The sequence below is a fragment of the Streptomyces sp. WG7 genome, assembly GCF_049975785.1.
Taxonomy (GTDB): domain Bacteria; phylum Actinomycetota; class Actinomycetes; order Streptomycetales; family Streptomycetaceae; genus Streptomyces.
Genome location: NZ_JBNGGE010000042.1, coordinates 1 through 17,152 on the forward strand (window position 1 = coordinate 1; position 17,152 = coordinate 17,152).

The 17,152-nt window shown below is 72.5% G+C and carries 14 protein-coding genes; 7 read left to right on the forward strand and 7 right to left on the reverse strand.

Features of this window, described 5'->3' with window-relative positions; all coding sequences use genetic code 11:
* Positions 1 to 122 precede the first annotated feature (122 nt).
* The 5 genes from ACP4J0_RS30365 to ACP4J0_RS30385 are packed head-to-tail and all read right to left on the reverse strand — an operon-like array spanning position 123 to position 5,808.
* On the reverse strand, positions 123 to 1,433 hold the full coding sequence (locus tag ACP4J0_RS30365) for a DUF58 domain-containing protein (RefSeq protein ID WP_426601928.1): 1,311 nt from the start codon (positions 1,431 to 1,433) through the stop codon (positions 123 to 125).
* A complete protein-coding gene (locus ACP4J0_RS30370; RefSeq protein WP_426601970.1) occupies positions 1,433 to 2,422 on the reverse strand; it encodes an AAA family ATPase in 990 nt (329 codons plus the stop codon). The genes ACP4J0_RS30365 and ACP4J0_RS30370 overlap by 1 nt, the downstream gene beginning before the upstream one ends.
* A complete protein-coding gene (locus ACP4J0_RS30375; RefSeq protein ID WP_426601929.1) occupies positions 2,422 to 3,639 on the reverse strand; it encodes a DUF4350 domain-containing protein in 1,218 nt (405 codons plus the stop codon). The genes ACP4J0_RS30370 and ACP4J0_RS30375 overlap by 1 nt, the downstream gene beginning before the upstream one ends.
* A complete protein-coding gene (locus ACP4J0_RS30380; RefSeq protein WP_426601930.1) occupies positions 3,636 to 4,418 on the reverse strand; it encodes a DUF4129 domain-containing protein in 783 nt (260 codons plus the stop codon). Before ACP4J0_RS30380 ends, ACP4J0_RS30375 begins: the two co-directional genes overlap by 4 nt.
* 4 nt (positions 4,419 to 4,422) lie before the next feature.
* A complete protein-coding gene (locus tag ACP4J0_RS30385) occupies positions 4,423 to 5,808 on the reverse strand; it encodes a glycerophosphoryl diester phosphodiesterase membrane domain-containing protein (protein ID WP_426601931.1) in 1,386 nt (461 codons plus the stop codon).
* 140 nt (positions 5,809 to 5,948) lie between these two features.
* Between ACP4J0_RS30385 and mtnA the strand changes: the two genes are divergently transcribed.
* The 7 genes from mtnA (at position 5,949) to ACP4J0_RS30420 (ending at position 14,842) form a co-directional block, all read left to right on the forward strand.
* Positions 5,949 to 7,091 carry an S-methyl-5-thioribose-1-phosphate isomerase gene (gene mtnA / locus ACP4J0_RS30390; RefSeq protein ID WP_426601932.1) on the forward strand — a complete coding sequence of 381 codons (1,143 nt, stop codon included), beginning with the start codon at positions 5,949 to 5,951 and terminating at the stop codon, positions 7,089 to 7,091.
* 4 nt (positions 7,092 to 7,095) lie between these two features.
* Positions 7,096 to 7,785, forward strand: a complete 690-nt coding sequence (gene mtrA, locus ACP4J0_RS30395) for a two-component system response regulator MtrA (RefSeq protein ID WP_193776289.1) — start codon at positions 7,096 to 7,098, stop codon at positions 7,783 to 7,785.
* 1 nt (position 7,786) lies between these two features.
* Positions 7,787 to 9,898: an MtrAB system histidine kinase MtrB gene (gene mtrB / locus ACP4J0_RS30400; RefSeq protein WP_426601933.1), complete on the forward strand. Its 2,112-nt coding sequence runs from the start codon at positions 7,787 to 7,789 to the stop codon at positions 9,896 to 9,898.
* Positions 9,888 to 11,729, forward strand: a complete 1,842-nt coding sequence (locus tag ACP4J0_RS30405) for an LpqB family beta-propeller domain-containing protein (protein ID WP_426601934.1) — start codon at positions 9,888 to 9,890, stop codon at positions 11,727 to 11,729. Before mtrB ends, ACP4J0_RS30405 begins: the two co-directional genes overlap by 11 nt.
* 193 nt (positions 11,730 to 11,922) lie before the next feature.
* Complete coding sequence (locus tag ACP4J0_RS30410; RefSeq protein ID WP_426601935.1) at positions 11,923 to 12,840, forward strand: ComF family protein; 918 nt, start codon at positions 11,923 to 11,925, stop codon at positions 12,838 to 12,840.
* A 313-nt stretch (positions 12,841 to 13,153) separates the two neighbouring features.
* Complete coding sequence (hpf, locus tag ACP4J0_RS30415) at positions 13,154 to 13,846, forward strand: ribosome hibernation-promoting factor, HPF/YfiA family (protein WP_426601936.1); 693 nt, start codon at positions 13,154 to 13,156, stop codon at positions 13,844 to 13,846.
* Positions 13,847 to 14,083: 237 nt separating this feature from the next.
* A complete protein-coding gene (locus ACP4J0_RS30420; RefSeq protein ID WP_426516556.1) occupies positions 14,084 to 14,842 on the forward strand; it encodes a response regulator in 759 nt (252 codons plus the stop codon).
* Between the two features lie 98 nt (positions 14,843 to 14,940).
* On the opposite strand, the gene ACP4J0_RS30425 is transcribed toward ACP4J0_RS30420, so the two are convergent.
* Together ACP4J0_RS30425 and ACP4J0_RS30430 are read right to left on the reverse strand one after the other, a co-directional pair.
* Entirely contained in the window at positions 14,941 to 16,143 is a 1,203-nt protein-coding gene (locus ACP4J0_RS30425) for a winged helix-turn-helix domain-containing protein (RefSeq protein ID WP_426601937.1), read from the reverse strand.
* A 182-nt stretch (positions 16,144 to 16,325) separates the two neighbouring features.
* Positions 16,326 to 16,892 carry a GNAT family N-acetyltransferase gene (locus ACP4J0_RS30430; RefSeq protein ID WP_426601938.1) on the reverse strand — a complete coding sequence of 189 codons (567 nt, stop codon included), beginning with the start codon at positions 16,890 to 16,892 and terminating at the stop codon, positions 16,326 to 16,328.
* Positions 16,893 to 17,152 lie beyond the last annotated feature (260 nt).

A 17,152-nucleotide genomic window follows, 5' to 3' on the forward strand; every position in this document is an offset into this window, starting at 1 on the left:
TGTGGGAGAGTAGGACGCCGCCGAACAATTATTGCGAGGAAACCCCGCACCGGGAACGGTGCGGGGTTTTCTGCGTTTAAGGGGGCAGTCCGGAGAGTGGCGGGGCCAGTGAGCCCCGCTTCTCACAAACGTCCCGCCGCCTTCAGTTCCAGGTAGGCGTCGGCCAGTGCCGGGGCCAGTTCGTCAGGGATCGCGTCAACGACCTTCACGCCGTGCCGGCGGAGCCGGTCCGCGGTGCGGTGGCGTTCCGCCTGGGCCTGTGCCGCCGCCGCGGCCTCGTAGACGGCGTCCGTGTCCCCGCGGGCGTCGGCCATCCGGGAGATGCGCGGATCGGCGACCGACGCCAGGACGACGGTGTGTCGCTGCGTCAGTTGCGCCAGGACGGGCAGCAGCCCTTCCTCGACCGGGGCAGCGTCGAGTGTGGTGAGCAGCACGATCAAGGAGCGGCGGGGAGCGACCCGGAGTGCGGTGGCGGTGAGGCCGCGGGCATCGGTCTCGACGAGCTCCGGTTCCAGCGTCGCCATCGCATTGACCAGGGACGGGAGTACGTCGCCCGCCGTGCGGCCCTGGACGAGAGCACGCACTCGACGGTCGTAGGCGAGGAGGTCGACGCGGTCGCCGGCGCGGGAGGCCAGGGCGGCCAGGAGCAGGGCGGCGTCCATGGACGCGTCGAGACGGGGCGCGTCGCCCACCCGGCCGGCCGACGTGCGACCGGTGTCGAGGACGAGCAGGATGTGGCGGTCACGTTCGGGGCGCCAGGTGCGTACCGCGACAGCGGACTGGCGGGCTGTCGCGCGCCAGTCGATGGAACGGGTGTCGTCGCCGGGAACGTACTCGCGCAGGCTGTCGAACTCCGTGCCCTCCCCACGGGTGAGCACACTGGTGCGGCCGTCGAGTTCGCGGAGACGGGACAGCTTGGAAGGGAGGTGCTTGCGGCTGGTGAACGGGGGAAGGACGCGTACCGTCCAGGGGACCCGGTGGGAGCCCTGGCGGGTGAAGAGGCCCAGGGGCCCGTACGAGCGGATCGTGACGCGGTCCGACCGGCGGTCACCACGGCGGGTGGGGCGCAGACGGGTGGTGACGCGCCGGCGTTCACCGGCGGGCACCGTCACCCGGTGGCGGGAGGCCGCCGTCTCCGTGCCGGGCTGCCAGCTGCTGGGCGGCCAGGCGTCGCGGAGAAGGGCGCGGAGCGGCCGGTTGGACGGGTTGGTGACCGTCAGCACGACGTCGGCGCTGTCGCCCAGGCGTGTGGAGGTGTCGCCGGAGCGGACCAGGCGCAGGCGTCGTACGGGAGCGGCCAGGGCGAAGTCGCAGGCGCAGGCCGCGGCCAGCGGCGCGTTGACCGCGAGGACGCCCGCCCAGCTGGGGTCCCAGATGCCGATGGGGACGGAGCCGATGGCCGCGAGCAGGGCGGCGCGTCCGGTGAGTGCCATCAGCGGGGGACGGGGACGTGGGCGAGGATCGCGTTGATCACGGAGTCCGTGGTCACGCCCTCCATCTCGGCCTCCGGGCGGAGCTGGACGCGGTGCCGGAGGGTGGGAAGGGCGAGGGCCTTCACGTCGTCGGGGGTGACGTAGTCGCGGCCCGTGAGCCAGGCCCACGCTCGGGAGGCCGAGAGCAGTGCCGTGGCACCGCGCGGGGAGACGCCGAGGGTGAGGGACGGTGACTCGCGGGTGGCACGGCAGATGTCGACGACGTAGGCCGTGATCTCGGGGGAGACCGTCGTCCTGGCCACTTCCGTGCGGGCCGCTTCCAGATCGGCGGCGTTCGCCACGGGGCGTACGCCGGCGGCGCGCAGGTCGCGCGGGTTGAAGCCCGAGGCGTGCCGGGTGAGGACGTCGATCTCGTCCTGGCGGGAGGGGAGGGGGACGGTGAGCTTGAGGAGGAAGCGGTCCAGCTGGGCTTCCGGGAGGGGGTAGGTGCCCTCGTACTCGACCGGGTTCTGCGTCGCCGCGACCAGGAACGGCTCGGGGAGCGGGCGGGGAGTGCCGTCGACCGTGACCTGGCGTTCCTCCATGGCTTCGAGGAGGGACGACTGGGTCTTCGGGGGCGTGCGGTTGATCTCGTCGGCGAGGAGCAGGTTGGTGAAGGCCGGGCCGGGCTGGAAGGAGAACTCGGCGGTGCGGGCGTCGTAGACCAGGGAGCCGGTGACGTCGCTCGGCATCAGGTCGGGGGTGAACTGGACGCGCTTCGTGTCGAGCTCGGTGGCCGCGGCCAGGGCGCGGACCAGCAGGGTCTTCGCGACCCCGGGGACGCCTTCGAGGAGGACGTGGCCGCGGCAGAGGAGCGCCACGACGAGACCGGTGACGGCTGCGTCCTGGCCGACCACGGCCTTGGCGATCTCGGCGCGCAGGGCCTCCAGGGCGGCGCGGGCGTTGCCCGGGTCCCCGGTCTGCCCGGCGTTGTCAGTGGTCGGGTCCATCATGGACGGCGTGCCTCTCTTTCGAGGGTGTCGAGTTGGTCGGCGAGTGCGACGAGGGCCGCGTCGTCGGCGGGCGGCGGGCCGAAGAGGAGGGTGTGCAGGGACTGTCCGTCGCCGTGTTCGCCATGGAGATGGGCGGACAGGGCGGGGAGCAGGGCTTCGGGCGAGTGGGCCTGGGCGACGGGAACGCCGGTGAGGGGGGCGAGGCGGGTGCGGGTGGCGGAGCGAAGAGCGGTGGCCGCGCGGTCGCGGGCGTTCGCCTTCCGGTAGAGACGGGCACGGCCTTCGGCGGTTTCGGAGGCGCGGATCGCGACGGGGAGTTTCTCGGGCACCAGGGGGCCGAGCCGGCGTGCCCGCCACAGGGCCGCGAGGGCCGCGGCGACGAAGAGCTGGAGGGTCCCCCAGAGCCAGCCGGAGGGGAGCAGGTCGAACAAGCTGCGCTCGTCGTCCGGGGCGGTGGTGTCGGAGACCGAGGGGAGGTACCAGACCAGGTGGTCGCGGGAGCCGAGGAGTTGGAGGGCGAGCGAGGCGTTGCCGTGCTCGTCGAGGTGGTTGTTGTAGAAGATGTCGGGGGCGCCGAGGACCACCGTGTCGCCCGAGGCGCCCTGGGGCGCCCCGGCGGATGCCTCGGGGATGCGGAGGAGGGTGGCCAGGCGACGGCTGGGGTAGCAGGCGTCGGCTTCGACGTGGGTGCTGCTGTAGCGGATGCCGCCCGTGTCGGCGGTGCCCGCGCGCCGGGCGGCGGGCAGGTCGCAGCCGGGCGCCAGTGTCGAGTCGAAGCTGAGCGCGGGGTCGGCGGTGACCCCGGGGGCGAGCCGTTCGACGGCGGGGCCGCCGGGGGCCACGAGGAGGGTACGGCCGCCGGAGCCCTCGGTCGCGGCGTGCAGCTGCGTCTGCTGGCGTTCGGTCAGGAGGTCGGGGACGGCGACCAGCAAGGTGGTGTCCGGGCCGGCCGCGGCGCGTGCGGCGTCCAGGGTGGTGACCACGCGCGTGGACACGCCCCGGTCGGCGAGGAGCTCGGCGACGGCCCGGCTGCCGTACGGGTCGGCGGAGCGCGGGTCGAGTTCGCCGTGCTTCGCGCCGGAGCGGACGACGGCGATCGCGACGGCACCGACGAGGAGCACGACGAGCGCGAGCACGATGCCCCGCGCGCGCGACCAGACCTGGCGTGCGGTGGGCGAGGCCGAGGTGGTGGGGAGCGTGGCCTCGGTGGTCATCCGGCGGCTCCCGGGCGGGTGTCGGGGCCCGCGCTGCCGGCCGTGCCGGCGGTCGCGCTGCTCACCGGCTGTGGCCTGCTGCGCTCCAGGTCGCGGTCGAGTTCGGTGAGGCGACGGTACGACTGCTCGGAACCGGGACGGCCGCCGTACGTGACGTCGTCGAAGTCCCGGGCGGCGGCGCGCAGCCCGGCACCGTGGGCGGGCAGGGCGCGGCCCGCTTCGGTGGCCGCCTCGTCGGCGGTGCGGCCGGGACGGATGTCGAGGAGGGCGCGTTCCTCCAGGGCACGGACGACGGCCCGCATCCGTTCCTGGACGGCCTGGTTCCAGTGGCCCTGGGCGGCGTGTGCCTCGGCGGCGGCGCGGTGGTCGGCGGCGGTGCGGGGGCGGTCGTCGAACAGGGCGGGGGCGGAGGCCGGCCCCCGGCGCGGGGTGCCCAGGCGCCACCAGAGGGCGCCCAGCACCGCCACGGCGGCCACGATGATGACGATCAGGCCGACCGTCCCGCCGGGGGTCGCGGTGGACGCGCTGCTGAACAGTTCGTCGATCCAGTCCCAGAAGGCGTTCAGGGCCCGCTGGAACCAGCTGGGGTCGTTCTCGTGGTACATCCGCTTGGACAGCTCGCGGCGCGCGGCCTCCCGCGCGGGGTCGCGCGGGATCGTCACCGGCGGTTCGTCGCCGGAGCGCGACAGCGACAGCACGGAGGCGTCGCCCGCGCGCGACACCGTCCGTACCGCGGTGCGTGACAGCACCTCCGTGAGCACTCCCCCCGCGGGACTCACCGCATCAGCTCCCCGGGGTGGTGCCGGGAGCGCCGGAGCCCTGGAGGCCGGCGGCACGGGCCAGTTCGAGGTCGAGGGCCTCGCGGCGGATGCGCTGGTCGATGTACAGCAGCACCGCGACGCCCGCCGTGATCGGGAAGGTGATCGTGGAGCCGATCACCGAGCCGATACCGCTGACCACGAGGAACGTCCAGCCGAGGTCCCCGGTGCCCTCCAGGAGTCCGCCGACACCGCCGCCGCCGACGGCCGAGGCGAGGAGGGCGAAGGGGATGACGATGATCGAGGCGACGACGTTCGCGATGATCGTCGCGAGCAGCTGGATGCCGAAGACCCGCCACCAGGAACCGCGCACGAGCTTCACGGAGCGGCTCAGCGCCTTCTTGATGCCCTGCTTCTCCAGCATCAGCGTGGGCGACGCCAGCGAGAAGCGGACCATGAGCCAGACCGCGACGACGCCTGCGGCCAGGAAGCCCAGGACCGTCAGGGCCACGGCGGCGTCGCCGCCCCCCGCGGCCGTGACGAGGAGACCGGGCGCCATGCCGACCATGACGATGCCGAAGACGATGAGCAGCAGGAGGACGATCAGGCCGAAGAGTTTCACGACCTGCGGGCGGGCGTCCCGCCAGGCCTCGCCGATGGTCACCGGCCTGCCGAGCACGGCGCGGCTGGTGACGGTCGTCAGCAGGGCGGTGGCCAGGACGGTGCCGACCAGGGAGATCACGAAGATGACACCCGAGTTGATCGTGGTGTCGGCCAGCGCGTCGCCCAGTTCACTCAGGGTGGCGTCGGGGTCGTTGAGGGCCTCGGTGCTGGTGTTGTCCAGGACGAGGCCCTGGAGCAGTACGACGATGATCTCCGTGAAGACCGCGACGGTCAGCGAGATGCCGAGGACCGTGCGCCAGTAGGCGCGCATGGTGGAGACCGCGCCGTCGAGGATCTCGCCGACGCCGAGCGGGCGGAGCGGGATCACGCCGGGCTTGGCCGCGGGCGGGGGGCCTCCCCAGCCGCCTCCCCAACCGCTTCCCCAGCCTCCGGGCCCACCGGGCGGCCCGTAGCCGCCGTACCCTCCGCCCTGGCCGCCGTAGCCGCCGGGACCGCCGGGAGCTCCGTATCCGCCGCCCGGGTGGCCGGGGGGCGGGTTGCCCCAGCCCTGGTGGGGCGGCGCGGGAGGCGGGGCCTGGCCGGGGCCGGTGGGTGCGGACCACTGGCCGGGGGGCGGCTGCTCCTTGGACCACTTCGTGCCGGGGCCCGTCGGTTCCGCGCCCGGCCGGTCCGCGGGCTGCGCGGGGCCGCCGGGGCGGTCGGCGGGCTCGGCGGGGCCGGACGCGCCGGGCTCCCGCCCGTCGGACGGGGCGGATCCGGGCGAGGCCCAGCCCGGAGTGTCGTTCATCGTCGCTCCTTCACGGTGCCCGTCCGCGGTCGCGGCGGCAGGTTGGCAGCCATCGTGCCATGGGGTGGCCGAGTGCGGACCGGGCGCGGTACGGGCTGCGCACCTTCAATTGTCCGCCGGACAGGGGGCAGACTGACCGCATGGCTGATCAGTACGCGCAAAGCGGCGAGGACAAGCGGCCGACCGGGATACCGGCTCTTCGCTGGGAGGAACCCCCCGAGGGCCCGGTGCTGGTCCTGCTGGACCAGACCAGGCTGCCGGCCGAGGAGGTGGAACTGGTCTGCACGGACGCGTCAGCGCTCGTGGAGGCGATCCGCTCGCTCGCCGTGCGCGGGGCACCGCTGCTCGGCATCGCGGGCGCCTACGGCGTCGCGCTCGCCGCCGTCCGCGGCTTCGAGGTGCGGGAGGCCGCGACCGCGCTGGCGGGCGCCCGCCCCACCGCGGTGAACCTCGCCGTCGGGGTGCGCCGGGCACAGGCCGCCCACCAGGAGGCCCTCGCCAGGACCGGCGACACCCGGCAGGCCGCCGCGGCCGCGCTGGCCGCGGCGAGGGCGCTGCACCGGGAGGACGCCGAGGCCAGCGCCCGGATGGCCGCGCACGGGCTGGCGCTGCTGGACGAGCTGCTGCCCGCCGGCGGGCACCGTGTCCTGACGCACTGCAACACCGGTTCGCTGGTGTCGGGCGGTGAGGGAACGGCCTTCGCGGTGGCGCTCGCGGCGCACCGTTCGGGGCGGCTGCGACGCCTGTGGGTGGACGAAACGCGTCCCTTGCTGCAAGGTGCTCGCCTGACGGCATACGAGGCGGCCCGCCACGGCATGGCGTACACCTTGCTCACCGACAACGCGGCCGGTTCGCTGTTCGCGGCGGGAGAGGTGGACGCGGTGCTCATCGGCGCGGACCGCATCGCTGCCGACGGTTCGGTGGCGAACAAGGTGGGGAGCTATCCGCTCGCCGTGCTCGCGCGGTACCACCACGTGCCGTTCATCGTGGTGGCACCGGTCACGACGGTGGACCCGGACACGCCGGACGGGGCGTCCGTCGAGGTGGAACAGCGTCCCGGATATGAGGTGACCGAGGTCACAGCACCGCAGGTGCCGGTGGCAGGAGCGGGAGGCGGGATTCCGGTGGCACCCCTGGGGACCCAGGCGTACAACCCGGCGTTCGACGTGACTCCGCCCGAGCTGGTGACGGCGATCGTCACCGAGGAGGGCGCGGTTTCGCCCGTGACGGCCGGGGCTCTCGCGGAGCTGTGTGCCAGGTCACGCCAGGTAACGATTAGCTAATGGGATGATGTCGTTTATGAAGGGACGAGTCCTTGTCGTCGACGACGACACCGCACTGGCCGAGATGCTCGGCATTGTGCTGCGTGGTGAGGGTTTTGAGCCATCGTTCGTAGCCGACGGCGACAAGGCGCTGGCCGCCTTCCGGGAGACCAAGCCGGACCTGGTGCTGCTCGACCTGATGCTGCCCGGTCGGGACGGCATCGAGGTGTGCCGCCTGATCAGGGCGGAGTCGGGTGTGCCGATCGTGATGCTGACGGCGAAGAGTGACACCGTCGACGTCGTGGTGGGTCTGGAGTCGGGTGCCGACGACTACATCGTGAAGCCGTTCAAGCCGAAGGAGCTGGTGGCCCGTATCAGGGCGCGTCTGAGGAGGTCCGAGGAGCCGGCACCGGAGCAGCTCGCCATAGGCGACCTGGTCATCGACGTGGCCGGTCACTCCGTGAAGCGGGAGGGCCAGTCGATCGCGCTGACGCCGCTGGAGTTCGACCTGCTGGTGGCGCTGGCCCGCAAGCCGTGGCAGGTGTTCACGCGTGAGGTGCTCCTCGAGCAGGTCTGGGGCTACCGGCACGCGGCCGACACCCGGCTGGTCAACGTGCACGTGCAGCGGCTGCGCTCCAAGGTCGAGAAGGACCCGGAGAAGCCGGAGATCGTGGTGACCGTCCGCGGCGTCGGTTACAAGGCCGGACCGAGCTGACATGAGCAGGGACAGTGCCGCTTCGGCGCCCGGCCGCTCCGGGGCCCGCGCCGGACGGCCTGTCGGCCACACGCCCGCCGGCTCCCGCTGGAGCCGCCTGCTGGAGGGCGGGCTGCTGCACGGCGGGGTACAGGGCAGCCCGGTGCTCCGTCTGTTCATGCGCTGGGTGCGCCGTCCGCTGCTGCCCGTCATGCGGCTGTGGCGGCGCAACATCCAGCTCAAGGTCGTCGTCACCACGCTGCTGATGTCGCTGGGCGTGGTGCTGCTGCTCGGTTTCGTGGTGATAGGGCAGGTCCGCAACGGGCTGCTGGACGCGAAGGTGAAGGCCTCCCAGAGCCAGGCCACCGGTGGATTCGCGGTCGCCAAGCAGAAGGCCGAAGAGGCGGCCAGCGTGACGGGTGACGACGGCGTGCCCGTGGACGGCCGTCCCCCGCAGAACGTCATCCAGTGGATGAGTGAACTGGTGAAGTCGCTCTCCAGCGGCGGTCAGGGTGCCTTCGACGTGGTCACGCTCCCCATGGGCGGGGAGAGCGGCAGCGGGCGCGGACCGCGCGCCTCCGGCTTCGTCAACTGGTCGGCCAGCGTGCCCGAGGACCTGCGGGAGCGGATCGACGGCAGCACGGCGGCGGCGCAGAGCTACACCCGGATCGTCTACGACTCCGACGAGGCCTCGCAGCCCGGTCTGGTCATCGGCAAGCAGGTCAACGACCCGAACGGTGAGCCGTACCAGCTGTACTACCTCTTCCCGCTCACGCAGGAGGAGAAGTCGCTCAGCCTGGTCACGGGCACGCTGGCGACGGCCGGACTCTTCGTCGTGGTGCTGCTCGGGGCCATCGCCTGGCTCGTGGTGCGTCAGGTCGTCACGCCCGTACGGATGGCGGCGAGCATCGCGGAGCGGCTGTCCGCCGGGCGGCTGCAGGAACGGATGAAGGTCACCGGCGAGGACGACATCGCACGGCTCGGCGAGGCCTTCAACAAGATGGCGCAGAACCTCCAGCTGAAGATCAGCCAGCTGGAGGACCTGTCGCGGATGCAGCGGCGGTTCGTCTCCGACGTGTCGCACGAGCTGCGGACGCCGCTGACGACCGTGCGGATGGCCGCCGACGTCATCCACGACGCGCGCGTGGACTTCGATCCGGTGACCGCGCGGTCGGCCGAACTGCTCGCCGACCAGCTGGACCGGTTCGAGACCCTGCTCGCGGACCTGCTGGAGATCAGCCGTTTCGACGCGGGCGCGGCGGCACTGGAGGCGGAGCCGATAGACCTCAGGGAGGTCGTACGGCGGGTAGTCGGCGGGGCCGAGCCGCTCGCCGAGCGCAAGGGCACGCGGATACGCGTCGTCGGCGACCAGCAGCCCGTCGTCGCCGAGGCGGACGCCCGGCGCGTGGAGCGGGTACTGCGCAACCTCGTCGTCAACGCCGTCGAGCACGGCGAGGGCAACGACGTCGTCGTCAAGCTCGCCGCGGCCGGTGGCGCGGTCGCCGTCGCGGTGCGCGACTACGGCGTCGGCCTCAAACCGGGGGAGGCCACTCGCGTCTTCAGCCGCTTCTGGCGGGCCGACCCGGCACGCGCGCGTACCACCGGCGGCACGGGACTGGGGCTGTCGATCGCCCTGGAGGACGCGCGGCTGCACGGAGGCTGGCTGCAGGCCTGGGGCGAGCCGGGCGGCGGGTCGCAGTTCCGGCTGACGCTGCCCAGGACCGCGGACGAGCCGCTGCGGGGCTCACCGATACCGCTGGAACCGACGGACTCGCGGCGCAATCGCGGGCTGGGCGACGACGGCCCCCACGACGCCGGACCGCGGCACGGCGCGGACAGGGTGGCCACCGTTCCCGCGCAGGCGTCGGCCGGACAGGCACCCGCGGTGTCCGCGCGGGGCCCGATCCCGCCGCGGTCGGAGGCCCCCACGGCCGATCCGACGGCACTGCCCGGCAACGGCGCGCGGGTGGTGCCGCGGCCCGTGTCGGGCGCCCGGAGGCAGGACGGCGGGCCCGCGCCGGAGGCGGTGACGGCGAGCCGTCCGGACGCCGCGCCGGACACAGCGGCGGCGAGCCGTCCGGGCGCCGCGCCGGAGGACTCGAACAGGCAAGGGGAGGCATCTCGTGGGCGCTGACCGCGAGGGGAGTGGTCGGCGGACACCGGCACGCGCGGTGACGTACGCCGTCTGTGGCGTCGTACTGCTGGCGGGGTGTGCGTCCATGCCCGACAGCGGGGACCTGCGGGGCGTGGAGTCCACGCCCCGGCAGGACCCGCAGGTGCGGGTGTTCGCCATGCCGCCGCGGGAGGACGACTCGCCCACGGAGATCGTGCAGGGCTTCCTGGAGGCCCTGACCAGCAACGAGCCGCAGTACGAGACGGCGCGCAAGTACCTGACGGGCGAGGCCGCGAAGACCTGGCGGCCGGAGCGGTCCACGACGGTGCTCACGGGCGGGCCGGGCACCGAGTCCGACCACTCGGGAAGCCGCGAGGACGCCGACGACTACTCGGTCATGCTGACCGGCACCAGGGTCGCCACGGTGGACGCGCAGCAATCGTACGCGCCGACGGACGGCCAGTACCGCGAACCGGTGCACCTCACCCGGGACGACAAGAGCGGGCAATGGCGCATCGACGCGCTGCCGCAGGGCGTCATCATGGGCAAGTCGGACTTCCAGCGCACCTACATGTCCGTCAACAAGTACTACTTCGCGTCGAACACCGCTGCCACCACACGGGCCGGTACGAGCGCGCAGCCGACGGCCGTCGCCGACCCCGTCTACGTGCGCCGGCTCGTGGACCCCATGACCCAGGTGGTGCGTTCCCTGATCAGCGGGCCGACGAGGCTGCTCGCCCCCGGGGTCAGGTCGGGCTTTCCGGCGGGTACCGCGCTGGCGGAGAAGGCCGACCCGCTGACACCCGACGAGCACAACAAGCTGACGGTGCCGCTGAACGACAGGGCTGCCCGGGTCGGCGCGGACAGGTGCGACGAGATGGCGGCCCAGCTCCTCTTCTCGCTGCAGCACCTGACCCCGGTGGTGGACGAGGTCGAGCTGCGCTCGGGCGACACGCGACTGTGCTCGCTCACCGAGGACCGGGCCGAGGCGGTCGCCACGCGCGGCTCCGCCCAGCGGGCCGACTACCTGTACTTCATACGCGACGAGAACCGCCTGGTGCGCATCGCCGCCGGCAGCAACGGGACGCGGCCGGAACCCGTCCCCGGAGCGCTGGGCGAGGGCGCGGTGGGCCTGCGGTCGGTGGCGGTGTCGCGGGACGAGCACAGCGCGGCCGCGATCGGTCTCGACAACAAGGCGCTGTACGTCGGCTCGCTGGTGTCGGGTGGTTCGCTCGGCGACCCCGTGCTGGTCAGCAAGGGCAAGACGGAGGAGACCCGGCTGACGCCGCCCAGCTGGGACGCGCAGGGCGACCTGTGGATCGCCGACCGAGACCCGGCCGACTCCCGGTTGCTCCTCCTGAAGGAGGGCGCGGGCGAGCCGCTGGAGGTGCGGACCCCGGGGCTGGACGGACGGGTGCAGGCCGTGCGGGTGGCGGCCGACGGCGTGCGGATCGCGCTCATCGTGGAGAAGGACGGCAAGCGGTCGCTGATCATCGGACGGATCGAACGGGACGGGAACGCCCGTGAACCGTCCGCGGTCACCGTCGTCGAACCGCGCTCCGCGACTCCGGAACTGGAGGAGGTCACGGCCATGTCCTGGGCCGGTGACAGCCGGCTCGTGGTGGTCGGGCGCGAGCGCGGGGGCGTCCAGCAGATCGGATACGTCCAGGTCGACGGCTCCACGCCGGAGGCGTCGGTGCCCGCGGCCCTGACCGGGGTGAAGGAGATCGCCGCGACCGAGGACGAGCGGCTGCCGCTGGTGGCGCACTCGGAGAACCTGATCGTGCGGCTGCCGTCCGGGCTGCAGTGGCAGAAGGTGGCGGAGGGGACGGCGCCGGTTTATCCGGGGTGAGGCGTCCGGACGGGGGGGGAGCGTCCGGACGGGGGGAGCGTCCGGACGGGGTGAGGTGTCCGGCTGTTCCGACGTGGGCGTTCACTCGTGTGGGTGATGTGTGGCTTTCGGTCTCCGGAGTTTTCCACCGTGAGCACTCCAGCGTTTTCCACAGGCCTGGTCGAGTCGTGCGGGCGTTGGCACAGTGGTGGCCATGCGGGGATGGTTGCAGGACCTCACGGACCTGGTGCTGCCGGCCGAGTGCGGAGGCTGCGGCAGGCCTCGCACGGTGCTGTGCCCTCGGTGCCGTGCGGCTCTGAGCGGAGCCGCGCCGCGTCGGGTGCGGCCCGTGCCGGAGCCGCCCGGGCTGCCGGTGGTGCACGCGGCCGCCCGGTACGCGGACGAGGCGCGGGCCGTCCTGCTGGCCCACAAGGAGCGGGGCGTACTGGCCCTCACGGCACCGCTCGGCGCCGCTCTGGCGGGCGCGGTGCGGGCGGGGCTCCAGGACGCGCGGTCGAGCGCCGGTGCGGCGAGGGCCGTACGTGCGCGGGGGCCGGTGCTGCTCGTGCCCGTGCCCTCCGCGCGACGGGCGGTGCGCACACGCGGGCACGACCCGGCGCGGCGGATCGCCCTCGCGGCCGCCGGGGAACTGCGGCGGGCCGGGACGTCCGCCCGGGTGCTGGCCGTGCTGCGGCAGCGGCACCCCGTGGCCGACCAGTCGGGACTCGGCGCCCGGCAGCGGCTGGACAATCTCGCCGGCGCGCTGGCGGTGGCCCCCGGCGGCGGACGGCTGCTGTGCGGCGGCGGGCCGGTGGTCCTCGTCGACGACCTGATGACGACGGGGGCCTCCCTGGCGGAGGCGGCGCGTGCCGTGCGCGCGGCGACGGCCGGGGCGTGCAGGGCCGGGGTGATCGCGGAGAGGCCCGGCGCGTCCGAGTGGGGGACGGAGCCGGTCACGTACCGGACGGCGAAATCGGCTGTGTATCCGTCGATGGCAGGGGAAGGCAGAGAGGAACGGAAGACCGGGCCCCGAATGGCGGGTCCGAACGGAGGCGGTGGCGTGATCCGTGAAGCGATCCGCGCGGCAGTAGTCGCGGCATCACCAGATTCTTTCGAAATAAACCGGAACTGACTGAGAACTTGCTTCGTTGCAGGTATTGAGAGGTTCAATTCGCCGGAACGGAGGTACGTCGCGGTAGAGGGTGACGACATCCGTCCGGGCGAGATATGTTCGGTTGAGAGGCAAAGCCGCAGGCCACACCTCTTGAATCCGAATGCCGTGCTGCGGGTTTTACCGCCATCACCCGCACTGGTGGAGTGGAGATCCCGCCCGCGGGGGAGGAGGTGGAAGTCACCGAGTCCGAGGTTCTGGGACAGACCGGAGCCTGGTGCAAAAGGGAGATGCTCCGCCGTCGGAGCGGAGTGATCCGGGAACGGAGTTCTGCGTGGACATCGTCGTCAAGGGCCGCAAGACCGAGGTGCCCGAGCGGTTCCGGAAGCACGTGGCCGAGAAGCTGAAGCTGGAGAAGATCCAGAAGCTCGATGGCAAGGTGATCAGCCTCGACGTCGAGGTGTCCAAGGAGCCGAACCCCCGGCAGGCCGACCGCTGTGACCGAGTGGAGATCACGCTCCGCTCCCGCGGTCCGGTGATCAGGGCGGAGGCAGCGGCGAGCGACCCCTACGCGGCGCTCGACCTGGCGGCGGAGAAGCTCGGTGCCCGGCTGCGCAAGCAGCACGACAAGCGCTTCTCGCGCCGCGGTGCGCGCCGGATCTCGGCAGCCGAGGTCGCCGACCACGTCCCCGGCGCGGCGACGCTCAACGGGAGCGGCGAGGTCGTCCCGCAGGAGAAGCAGGACGGCGTCCCCACCAAGAAGATCGGCTCGCTCGAGGTCCAGGGCGACGGCCCCCTCGTCGTCCGCGAGAAGACCCACGTGGCCGCACCGATGAGCCTCGACCAGGCGCTCTACGAGATGGAGCTGGTCGGGCACGACTTCTACCTGTTCGTCGACTCCGAGACCAAGGAGCCCAGCGTCGTGTACCGGCGGCACGCCTACGACTACGGCGTGATCCACCTCACCACGGACACGATGGTCACCCAGGCGCACTCTCCCGAGGCGGGCGATGCGCTCGGTGGCTGAGCTCGGTGGCTGACGACGCCGGGTGACAGCGGAAGCGGTGCCCCTGGAGCGCGTGTGCGCCCCCCGGGGCACCGCTGTGCGACGGTGCGCGAGGGTGTGCGACCCCTTCGTGGCCCGCTCGTCACCCCGGTGTCGGCCGGGCATGGAATCATGGCGGCAACGGCCCAACCGGTGGGTCGTTGCTCTGGGTTGGCGATGGCTCAGGACCACAGGCCACAGCCTTCAGGGGGAGGAACGATGGCGGACAGTTTCGGACCGATGCGGGGCGAGGGCGTCGACCAGGGGGTCGACGACGGCGCTGCCGGCATGGGCCCGGACGCGGGCTCTGCGCGCAAGGAGCCGATCAGGGTCCTGGTCGTGGACGACCACGCCCTGTTCCGCCGCGGTCTGGAGATCGTGCTCGCGGCCGAGGAGGACATCCAGGTCGTCGGGGAGGCCGGTGACGGCGCGGAGGCCGTGGAGAAGGCCGCCGACCTGCTGCCGGACATCATCCTGATGGATGTGCGGATGCCCAAGCGGGGCGGGATCGAGGCCTGCACCTCCATCAAGGAGGTGGCCCCCAGCGCGAAGATCATCATGTTGACGATCAGCGACGAGGAGGCCGACCTCTACGACGCGATCAAGGCGGGGGCGACGGGCTATCTCCTCAAGGAGATCTCGACGGACGAGGTCGCCACCGCCATTCGCGCGGTGGCCGACGGGCAGTCCCAGATCAGTCCGTCCATGGCGTCGAAACTGCTCACCGAGTTCAAGTCGATGATCCAGCGGACCGACGAACGCCGGCTGGTGCCCGCACCACGGCTCACGGATCGCGAGCTGGAGGTCCTCAAGCTCGTCGCCACGGGAATGAACAACCGCGACATCGCCAAGGAACTGTTCATTTCCGAGAACACCGTGAAGAACCACGTGCGCAACATCCTGGAGAAACTGCAGCTGCACTCCAGGATGGAGGCCGTGGTGTACGCGATGCGGGAGAAGATCCTCGAGATCCGGTGACGGCCGACGGCCGACGCCCGACCGCCGACACCGACACCGACACCGGACATCGACATCGACATCCACGGCCTACGGCCGGCGGTCGTCGCCGCCTAGGGTCAGGCGAGCAGGCGGGCCAGCTCCCGCGTGAGGGGCTCGCGCAGGTCCGGCGCGTCGACGCGTTCCACGCGTACGTCCGTGCAGTCCACCCAGCCGGCCGCCTCGACCAGTGCCTGGGCCACCGCCGGGGCCGCTTTGGGGCCGTCCAGCGTGACCTGCTTGGCGACCAGTGTGCGCCCCTCGCGCGCCGGGTCCACGCGGCCGACGAGCCGGCCGCCGGCCAGGACCGGCATCGCGAAGTAACCGTGCACCCGCTTCTGCTTGGGCACGTAGGCCTCCAGGCGGTGGGTGAAGCCGAAGATCCGTTCCGTACGCGCACGCTCCCAGACCAGGGAGTCGAAGGGGGAGAGGAGCGTCGTGCGGTGACGGCCGCGCGGAGGCGTCTCCAGGGCCGCGGGGTCCGCCCAGGCCGGCCTTCCCCAGCCCGCCACCGTGACCGGGACCAGGCCGGAGTCGGCGATCACGGCGTCGACCTGCTCGCCCTTGAGGCGGTGGTAGTCCGCGATGTCCGCGCGCGTGCCGACGCCCAGGGACTGACCGGCCAGGCGGACCAGGCGGCGCAGGCATTCGGCGTCGTCCAGCTCGTCGTGGAGCAGCTCGGCCGGGATCGCGCGCTCGGCCAGGTCGTACACCCGTTTCCAGCCGCGGCGCTCGACGCACACCACCTCGCCGTACATGAGGGCGCGCTCGACGGCGACCTTCGTGCCCGACCAGTCCCACCACTCGCTGGTCTTCTTCGCGCCGCCCAGGTCCGTCGCGGTGAGGGGGCCCTCGGAGCGGAGCTGCTTGACGACCTGGTCGTAGGTGCCGTCGGGGAGGTGGTGGTGCCAGTGCGGGCGGTTGCGGTAGGCGCGGCGGCGGAAGGCGAAGTGGGGCCATTCCTCGATGGGGAGGATGCAGGCGGCGTGGGACCAGTACTCGAAGGCGTGCGGTCGTGCCGGAGGCGCGCCGGTGGAAACAGGGTGCCAGTAGGCGTTCTCGACCGTCCTGCGGCCCACGGCGCCCAGGCGGGCGTACGGGATGAGTTCGTGGGAGCGGGCGAGGACCGAGATGGTGTCGAGCTGCACCGCGCCCAGGTGACGGAGGACGCCCCGGACGCCCGCGCGGCGGTCGGGCGCGCCGAGGAAGCCCTGTGCGCGGAGGGCGAGGCGGCGGGCCTCGTCTGCGGACAGTTCCGTGACGGGGTGCGGGAGGGTCGTCATACGTCCGCACGATAAGGGGTGGGTCTGACAACGGGGTTGGGAATGCGGGGTGGGGTGCGGGCGCGGGAAGGGGGGACGCATCGACTGGGGGCATGGGGGCATGGGGGCATGGGACATGGGGGCCAGGGGGCCTTCGCCGCCCTGCTGCGGCTTCGGTGGTGTGCGCGGCTGCCCGCGGCCGGCTAGGGCGCCGGCAGGTACGGAGCCGTCGACGGGAGGGCGAGGTCCGAGGGGAGGAGGGAGCCGATCCAGCAGTCACGGCGTACGCCCTTGTTGTTGATCGCGGAGCGCAATGTGCCCTCCATGGTGAAGCCCGCCCGTTGGGCCACCGCGCGGGAGGCCGTGTTGCCGACCTCGGCGCGCCACTCCAGGCGGTCGATCGCCCGGTCGGTGAAGGCCCAGCGGGCGACGGTGACGGCGGCCTCGGTGACGTAGCCGTGCCCGCGGTGCTCCTTGGCGCCCCAGAAACCGATCTCGCCGACGCCCAGGGAGATCATCGTGACGCCGAGCATCCCCGCGAGGTCCCCCGTGGGAAGGAAGAGGCCGAAGGTGAACATCGACGCGTTCGCCCAGCCGTCGGGGACCATCTGCTCCGTGAAGCCGCGCGCGTGCTCGGGGAGGTAGGGCGACGGGATCGTGGTCCAGCGCTGGATGTCCGGATCCTGGCACGCGGCGTACACGGAATCGGTGTCCCGGGGGCCGACCGTGCGCAGGACGAGGCGGTCGGTGGTGAGCGTGAGGGGTTCCATCGACCGATTCTGCGCGGTGGTCCGCGACGGACGCCATCTTTTAGCCGTGTGTGAACAGGCGGTCACTGTTCGCGCAATTCGTCGGCGGGCGCGGCACCATCCGCGGTGCCCGGACGTTGAACCCGATGACAGCAGACCGGAAGCTGGATGAAGGAGTACGCGGTCCCCGTTACGGCAGCCTCCCGGGGCGACGGGGTCCTCGCATACGATGGCCGTTGCTCAGTCCGTCACAGGAAAACGACCGTCCCAGGCCCGACCGG